Here is an 8,105-nt window from a genome sequence, read left to right as displayed (position 1 = left end):
GACACCGCCGACCTGGCCCGGCGCATTTCGGCCACGCTCGAAATCCTCGCCGAGCGCGCCGACCTGCTGCGCTTGGCCCAGGCCGCGCGCTCGCTGGCCCGACCCGACGCCGCCGCGCGCGTGGCCGACATCGTCGTCGCCCAGATCCGTCCCCCCCATTCCAACCCGGAGCAGGCTGCATGAGCAGTACCGTTCGCCGCCGCCTGCAACACGGTGGCGACCTCGCCAAGGCGTTTCCCCGCGTGCACTTCATCGGTGTCGGTGGCACCGGCATGAGTGGCATCGCCGAGGTGATGTGCACGCTGGGCTACCAGGTGTCGGGCTCGGACCGGGCCGACAACGCCGTGACCCGCCGGCTGGCAAAGCTGGGCATCACCGTGCACCGCGACCACACGGCCGCCAACGTGCTCGGCACCGATTGCGTGGTGGTGTCCAGCGCCATCCGCGAAGACAACCCCGAGCTGATGGAAGCGCGCGCGCAGCGCATCCCGGTGGTGCCGCGCGCGGAGATGCTGGCCGAGCTCATGCGGTTCAAGCGTGGCATCGCCGTCGCCGGCACCCACGGCAAGACCACCACGACCTCGCTCACCGCCAGCGTGCTGGCCGAAGGCGGGATCGACCCGACCTTCGTGATCGGAGGGCAGCTGCTCGCGGCCGGCGCCAACGCGCGCCTGGGCGGCGGTGACTGGCTGGTGGCCGAGGCCGACGAGAGCGACGGCAGCTTCCTGCGCCTGAACCCCCAGATCGCGATCGTCACCAACATCGACGCCGACCACCTGGAGAATTACGGCGGCGACTTCGCCAAGGTCCAGGCGGCGTTCCTGGAGTTCATGCACAGGTTGCCGTTCTACGGACTGGCGGTGCTGTGCATCGACGACCCCGAGGTCGCCGCGCTGGCGGCGCGCACCCCGCGCCACGTGATGACCTATGGCTTCTCCGAAGACGCCGACGTGCGTGCCGAGGACGTGGTGCAGCAGGGCGCGCGGATGCGCTTCGTGCTGTGCCTGCCCGACGGCGCGCGCTGCCCGGTGACGCTGGCCATGCCCGGCCGCCACAACGTGCAGAACGCGCTGGCCGCCGCTTCGGTGGCGTGGCAGCTGGGCGTGGAATCCAGCGCGATCGCGCGCGCGCTCGAAGGCTTCGCCGGGGTCGGCCGCCGTTTCAACCTGCTGTCGCAGACGCCGTTGGCCGGCAGGGACGGGCACGCCGGCGGTCTGGTCACCGTGGTCGACGACTACGGCCACCATCCCAAGGAGCTCGAGGCGGTGTTCGCCGCCGCGCGTGGCGGCTGGCCGGAAAAGCGCCTGGTGGTTGCGTTCCAGCCCCACCGTTACAGCCGCACCCGCGACCTGTTCGACGATTTCGCCGCGGTGCTGTCGAGCGCCGACATGGTGGTCCTGACCGAGGTGTACGCCGCGGGCGAAGCGCCCATCGCCGGCGCCGACGCACGCGCACTGGCCCGCGCGATCCGTACCCGCGGCCGGGTCGAGCCGGTGGTGGTCGGCAGCGCGCGTGAGCTTCCGCAGGTGCTGGGCGACGTGCTCGAGGACGGCGACCTGCTGCTGATGATGGGCGCCGGCGACATCGGCCAGGCCGCCCAGTACGTCGCCACCCATGGCTTCACCGCGATCGAGGGGGATGCCGCATGAGCGCCGCCTTCACCCCGCCGCGGTTCACGGATCCCGCCGTGTTCGGCCGCGTCGCGGTACTGATGGGCGGCACCAGCGCCGAGCGCGAGGTGTCGCTGGATTCCGGTCGCAACGTGCTGGAGGCGCTGCAGGCTCGCGGCGTCGACGCGGTGGCGGTCGACGGCATCCCGGCGCTGGTCGATGCGGTTCGCGCCGGCTCGGTCGACCGCGTCTTCAACATCCTCCACGGCAACAAGGGCGGTGGCGAGGACGGCGTGCTGCAGGGGCTGCTGGACGCGCTCGGCGTGCCGTACACCGGCTCGGGCGTGCTCGGCTCGGCGCTGAGCATGGACAAGATCCGCACCAAGCAGGTGTGGCTGTCCCTGGGCCTCCCCACGCCGCGCTACGTGCGACTGCCGAAGGGTTCGGACGTGCACGACGCGGCCCGCGTGATCGGGCTGCCGTTGATCATCAAGCCGTCGTGCGAAGGTTCCAGCGTCGGTGTCTCGCGGGTGCATGACGAGGCCGGCCTGGACGACGCCGTCGCGCTGGCCGCGCGCTACCCCGGTGAGCTGCTGATGGAGCAGCTGGTGGTCGGCGACGAACTCACCGTCGCGGTGCTCGCCGACGGCGATGGCCACCGCGCGCTGCCCTCGATCCGGATCGTGCCGAAGGGCGAGTGGTACGACTACAACGCCAAGTACGTCGCCGAGGACACCCAATACCTGTGCCCGGGCCTGGACGGCGCCGCCGAGGACGAGATCCGCCGCATCGCGCTGCTGGCCTTCGAGGCCGCCGGGTGCAGCGGCTGGGGCCGGGTCGACGTGATGCGCGACCGGGCGACCGGCGACTTCTTCCTGCTCGAGGTCAACACCGCGCCGGGGATGACCAGCCACTCGCTGGTGCCCAAGGCCGCGCGCGAACTCGGCATCGATTTCGGCGAGCTGTGCTGGCGGGTGCTCGAGTCGAGCCTGGCCGACGACGGAGGTGCACACGCGTGAACGCGCTGCTCCGCCTGCTCGGTTGGACCCTCGCGGTGGCGCTGGTCGCGCTGCCCGTGGTCGCCGTGCTCAACGGCTGGGTCGGCCAGGACCGCTGGCCGCTGACCACGCTGCGCGCGACCGGGCAGTTCGACCGGGTCGACGAAGCGCGCCTGCGTGAGGCGATGCTGCCGTTCGCGCGGCAGGGCTTTTTCGCCGTCGACCTGGATGCCGCGCAAGCCGCTGTCGCGCGGATGCCGTGGGTCGAGCGCGCCGAAGTCCGCAAGCGCTGGCCCGACGTGCTCGAGGTGCGGGTGGTCGAGCACGTCCCGTTCGCGCGCTGGGGCGAGGACCGGCTGTTGTCCGACCACGGTCGGCTGTTCCCGGCCGGCGACGTCGACGTGCCGCCGGGCCTGCCCCGGCTGGACGGTCCGGACGTACGGGTGCCGGACGTGGTCGAGTTCTACAACCAGACCAGCGTGCTGATGGCGCCGCTCGGGCTGGGTGTGCGCTCGGTGCTGCTGGACCCGCGAGGCAGCTGGAGCATGGAGCTCGACAGCGGCGCGCAGGTGGTGGTCGGCCGCAACGAGGCCCGCCCGCGCATCGCCCGCTTCGCCCGGCTGATGCCGCAGTTGCTCGCGCAGCAGGCGCAACGCCTGGTGCGCGCCGACCTCCGCTACACCAATGGTTTCGCCTTGAGCTGGGCGCCGGTCCCGAAGGCGCCACAGGCAGGCATGCAGGGAAATACATGAATCGCAAGGGCGACAAATCGTTGATCGTGGGTCTCGACATCGGCACCTCCAAGGTGGTGGCGCTGGTGGGCGAGTACTCACCCGGCAACCCGATCGAGGTGATCGGCATCGGCAGCCACGAGTCGCGCGGGCTGCGCCGCGGCGTGGTGGTCGACATCGAGTCGACCGTGCAGTCGATCCAGCGCGCGATCGAGGAGGCCGAGCTGATGGCCGGCTGCGAGATCCGCTCGGTCTACGCGTCGATCTCGGGCAGCCACATCCAGTGCCGCAACTCGCAGGGCATCGCGCCGATCCGCGACGGCGAAGTGAGCTTCTCCGACCTGGACCGGGTGCTCGATGCCGCCAAGGCCGTGGCGATCCCGGCCGACCAGAAGATCCTGCACGCGATCCCGCGCGACTACGTGCTCGACGATTCGCAGGAAGGCATCCGCAACCCGGTCGGCATGACCGGCGTCCGGCTGGAAGTGCATGCCCACCTGGTGGTCTGCGCGCAATCGGCCGCGGCCAACGTCAGCAAGTGCGTGCAGCGCTGCGGGCTGCAGGTCGACGACCTGATCCTGGGCGTATTGGCCTCCGCCAACGCGGTGCTGACTTCCGACGAGCGCGAGCTCGGCGTGGTGCTGGTCGACATCGGCGCCGGCACCACCGACATCGCGGTGTTCGTCCAGGGCGCGATCGCGCACTCGGCCAGCCTCGGCATCGCCGGCGACAAGGTCACCGAGGACATCGCCCACATGCTGCGCACGCCGACCCCGGAGGCCGAGCAGATCAAGGTCCGCTACGCCTGCGCGCTGGCGCAGATGGCGACCGCGGAGGAATCGATCCAGGTGCCTTCGGTCGGCGACCGGCCGCCCCGGCGCATGCCGCGCCACTCGTTGGCGCAGGCGGTGCAGGCGCGCTACGAGGAGATCTTCGAGATGGTCCAGGCCGAACTGCGCCGCAGCGGCTTCGAGCAGCACGTCCGCGCGGGCATGGTCCTGACCGGCGGCGCCGCGAAGATGGAAGGCGTGGTCGAGCTGGCCGAGGAGATGCTGCAGATGCCCGTGCGCGTCGGCATCCCGCAGCACGTAACCGGCTTGGGCGAGGTGGTCGGTAACCCGGTGCACGCCACCGGTGTCGGCCTGCTGCTGATGGGCAGCCAGATCGAGAACCCGCGCCGCCCGGTGATCAGCACCGGGCGCGCCGGGAACGTACTCAACCGTTTCAAGAACTGGTTCCGGGGGGAGTTCTGATGACCCCGGCGACCAGGTGGATACCTCCGGGACGTCGACGATGTCCCGGTGGCCATGGGGGCGCGACACGCAACACGTCAGGCAGCAGTACCGGCAGCGACAACGGCACCACATAACTAGACATACGAGGACACGGACATGGCGCACTTTGAACTGGTAGAGAACATGGCCCCGAACGCGACCATCAAGGTGGTCGGCGTCGGCGGTGGCGGCGGCAACGCGGTCGCCCACATGGTCAGCAACAACGTCGACGGGGTGGAATTCATCACCGCCAACACCGACTCGCAGGCGATCAAGAACTGCGGCGCCAAGCTGCAGCTGCAGCTGGGCAGCAACGTCACCAAGGGCCTGGGCGCGGGCGCGAACCCGGAGGTCGGCCGCCAGGCCGCGCTGGAGGACCGCGAGCGCCTGATGGACGCAATGCAGGGCGCCGACATGGTGTTCATCACCGCCGGCATGGGCGGTGGCACCGGCACCGGCGCCGCGCCGGTGGTGGCGCAGCTGGCCAAGGAGATGGGCATCCTGACCGTCGCGGTGGTCACCAAGCCGTTCCCGTTCGAGGGCCGCCGCCGCATGCAGGTCGCGCTCAAGGGCATCGAGGAGCTGAGCCACCACTGCGACTCGTTGATCACCATCCCCAACGAGAAGCTGATCACCGTGCTCGGTCGCAACGCCACGATGATCCAGGCCTTCCGCGCCGCCAACGACGTGCTCCTGGGCGCCGTGCAGGGCATCGCCGACCTGATCGTGCGCCCGGGCCTGATCAACGTCGACTTCGCCGACGTGCGCACCGTCATGTCCGAGATGGGCCTGGCGATGATGGGCAGCGGTTCGGCCCGCGGCGACGACCGTGCCCAGGCCGCGGCCGAGGCGGCGGTGCAGAACCCGCTGTTGGACGACGTCAACCTGTCGGGCGCCAACGGCATCCTGGTCAACATCACCGCCGGTCCGGACTTCACGATGGCCGAGTTCGACGAGGTCGGCCGCACGATCGAGGCGTTCGCGTCCGAGGATGCGACCGTGGTGCTTGGCACCGTGCTCGACCCGGACATGCAGGACGAGGTCAAGGTGACCGTGGTCGCCACCGGGCTCAACCGCGCCGTCGCCCGCCAGGGCAAGCCGAACGAGCAGCTCAACCGCGCGCCGATCCAGCTGGTCCNAGGACGAGGTCAAGGTGACCGTGGTCGCCACCGGGCTCAACCGCGCCGTCGCCCGCCAGGGCAAGCCGAACGAGCAGCTCAACCGCGCGCCGATCCAGCTGGTCCGCAACGCCACCACCGGCCAGCCGGAATTCCCGATCGAAGACGCGGTCGCGCCGGCGTCGGCCCCGGGGTTCACCAGCGGGCTGCGCAGCAGCGGCCGGCACGAAGCGGCCCCGGCACCGGGGGCCGCGGCGGCCGACTTCGGCAACGACAGCTACCTGGACATCCCGGCGTTCCTGCGCCGCCAGGCCGACTGACCGCTTCGCCACGTCCGTAACAGGCGCGCCGCAAGGCGCGTCACCTTGGCCCCGGGGTCCCCATGCCCGGGGCGATTGGGTCGGTCGCCCGTTCCCGGGCGGCCGGCCGATTTACCCGCCGCGCGTGCCGGCGTGTGACGGCGACCCCGCCTTCGCGTCGGATTTTCCGTTCAGATTCAGCTGCCTGCATGTTAATCTTGCGCGGTTTTCCGGATTGGTAATATTCCGGACATCTCCGCCTGACCGAGCCGTTTCGCGCGTCCGGCCGCGGCGTGCCCCCGGCAACAGGAAGTCCGCACTGCCCATGCTGCGCCAGCGCACCCTCAAGAACATCATCCGCGCCACCGGCGTGGGCCTGCACAGCGGCGAGAAGGTGTTCCTCACCCTGCGCCCTGCGCCCGTCGATGCCGGCATCGTGTTCCGCCGGGTCGACCTGGACCCCGTGCTCGAGCTGCCCGCCCGCGCCGACCTGGTGACCGAGACCGTGTTGTGCACGGGGCTCAGCCGCGAAGGCGGCAAGGTCATGACGGTCGAGCACCTGCTCTCGGCGCTGGCCGGGCTCGGCATCGACAACTGCTATATCGAGCTGTCCGCGGCCGAGGTGCCGATCATGGACGGCTCGGCCGGCCCGTTCGTGTTCCTGCTGCAGTCCGCCGGCGTCGCCGAGCAGGACGCGCCGAAGAAGTTCATCCGCATCACCCGTCCGGTGGAAGTACGCGACGGAGACAAGGTCGCCCGGTTCGAGCCCTACGACGGCTTCCGGCTCGGTTTCACGGTGGTGTTCAACCACCCGGCGATCCCGGCCGCCCAGTCACGCGCCGAGGTCGAGTTCTCGGCGGCCAACTACATCAAGGAAGTCAGCCGCGCCCGCACGTTCGGCTTCATGCGCGACCTGGAGTACATGCGCGAGCGCAACCTCGGCCTGGGCGGCTCGATGGACAACGCGATCGTGCTGGACGAGTTCCGTGTCCTCAACGAGGACGGCCTGCGCTACGCGGACGAGTTCGTCCGACACAAGATCCTGGACGCCGTAGGCGACCTGTACCTGGCCGGCCACGCCATCCTTGGCGCCTACGAGGGCTACAAGTCCGGCCACGCGCTCAACAACCAGCTGGTGCGCGCCCTGATGGCCGAGCAATCGGCCTGGGAGATCGTCACCTTCCCGGGCGAACAGGACCCGGTGCCCGCGTCCTACCGGCCTGTCGCCGCCGTCTGAGGCCGCGGAAAGCCCCCCGCCGGCGCCCCGCCGGACCGCAAATGCCGACCCCGCCCCACTCGTGGGTGTCCCCCGTCACGGATGTGAATACCTCGTGACGTGTTAACGGCATTTTTGCGAAATTCTTCGGGTTCCTTAACAAAACCGGCGATTCAGGGGCTTAGCATGCCCCGTCGGTGATCACTTGGTCTTCACGGCAGGAGTCGCCCCAACGGGCATGCACCTACCGCGCAAGGATCACTCGCTGCCGTCGGAACCTGGGTTTCCCGGGCGCAACGACGCCAGTGCGGCCTGCAGGGCTTCCTTTGCGGCCGGCGACATGGTCACGGTGTTCCGCGGTGCCGCAGGGGGCGGCGAAGCGGAAACAAGGCTCGTCTTGACGACGAACTCCACCGCGGCCAACCCGATGGATCGGGCGGCATCGAGCAGTTCCGGGGCAAGCAGGCGCAGTTTCGCCCGCCACACCGGGGCATCGACCACAAACACGAGCCTGCCGCGCTCGTAGTTCGCCAGCCGCGCATGCGCGGCCAGCGGGGACGGCAGGAGGGGGCGTAACCGACGGTCCAGCTCGTCAAGCCACATGGCACGACGAATCGGGTCGCCAGCGGGCTCCGCCAGCAGCGCATCGATCGCGGCGACGGGGGACGAGGGACGGCGCGGACTGGGCTTGAATTCAGACATCGGACATATGACCTATATCGACATCGTAAACAAATCACGCGACCTGCTGGCCTCCGTGGCCCGGCAGGCCGCCAATGCCGGCGCCCGTCGCCCGGGTGCCGCCGCGGCCCTGCTGCTCGGCAGCGGGCTGGCGATCGGCGCCGGTGGCGGCATCGCC

Annotated in this window: 6 protein-coding genes and 2 pseudogenes; 7 read left to right on the top strand and 1 reads right to left on the bottom strand. The window is 70.2% G+C overall.

Features of this window, described 5'->3' with window-relative positions; genetic code table 11:
• From ACKVMH_RS11720 to lpxC, 7 genes and pseudogenes are all read left to right on the top strand, one after another.
• Positions 1–183, top strand: a pseudogene (locus ACKVMH_RS11720) (hypothetical protein); the annotation flags it as partial.
• The gene (gene murC / locus ACKVMH_RS11715; RefSeq protein WP_412700424.1) at positions 180–1,649 is read left to right on the top strand and encodes a UDP-N-acetylmuramate--L-alanine ligase; all 1,470 of its coding nucleotides are present in this window, start codon (positions 180–182) and stop codon (positions 1,647–1,649) included. The pseudogene ACKVMH_RS11720 and the gene murC, both read left to right, overlap by 4 nt.
• Positions 1,646–2,629, top strand: coding sequence for a D-alanine--D-alanine ligase (locus ACKVMH_RS11710; RefSeq protein WP_412700423.1), 984 nt, complete (start codon positions 1,646–1,648; stop codon positions 2,627–2,629). The genes murC and ACKVMH_RS11710 overlap by 4 nt, the downstream gene beginning before the upstream one ends.
• Entirely contained in the window at positions 2,626–3,360 is a 735-nt protein-coding gene (locus ACKVMH_RS11705; RefSeq protein WP_412700422.1) for a cell division protein FtsQ/DivIB, read from the top strand. The genes ACKVMH_RS11710 and ACKVMH_RS11705 overlap by 4 nt, the downstream gene beginning before the upstream one ends.
• Positions 3,357–4,592: a cell division protein FtsA gene (ftsA, locus tag ACKVMH_RS11700; protein ID WP_412700421.1), complete on the top strand. Its 1,236-nt coding sequence runs from the start codon at positions 3,357–3,359 to the stop codon at positions 4,590–4,592. The genes ACKVMH_RS11705 and ftsA overlap by 4 nt, the downstream gene beginning before the upstream one ends.
• 138 nt (positions 4,593–4,730) lie before the next feature.
• Positions 4,731–6,051: pseudogene (ftsZ, locus tag ACKVMH_RS11695) on the top strand (cell division protein FtsZ).
• A 304-nt stretch (positions 6,052–6,355) separates the two neighbouring features.
• Positions 6,356–7,267: a UDP-3-O-acyl-N-acetylglucosamine deacetylase gene (gene lpxC, locus ACKVMH_RS11685; RefSeq protein ID WP_412700420.1), complete on the top strand. Its 912-nt coding sequence runs from the start codon at positions 6,356–6,358 to the stop codon at positions 7,265–7,267.
• Positions 7,268–7,504: 237 nt separating this feature from the next.
• Here lpxC and ACKVMH_RS11680 read toward each other — a convergent pair whose 3' ends face one another.
• Positions 7,505–7,948 carry a DciA family protein gene (locus tag ACKVMH_RS11680; protein ID WP_412700419.1) on the bottom strand — a complete coding sequence of 148 codons (444 nt, stop codon included), beginning with the start codon at positions 7,946–7,948 and terminating at the stop codon, positions 7,505–7,507.
• Positions 7,949–8,105: the final 157 nt, after the last annotated feature.

It is taken from the genome of Lysobacter zhanggongensis, from assembly GCF_046638635.1.
Lineage (GTDB): Bacteria > Pseudomonadota > Gammaproteobacteria > Xanthomonadales > Xanthomonadaceae > Novilysobacter > Novilysobacter luteus.
The sequence above is the reverse complement of the archived record's forward strand: the minus strand, read 5'-3'. Positions and strand labels throughout refer to the sequence as shown.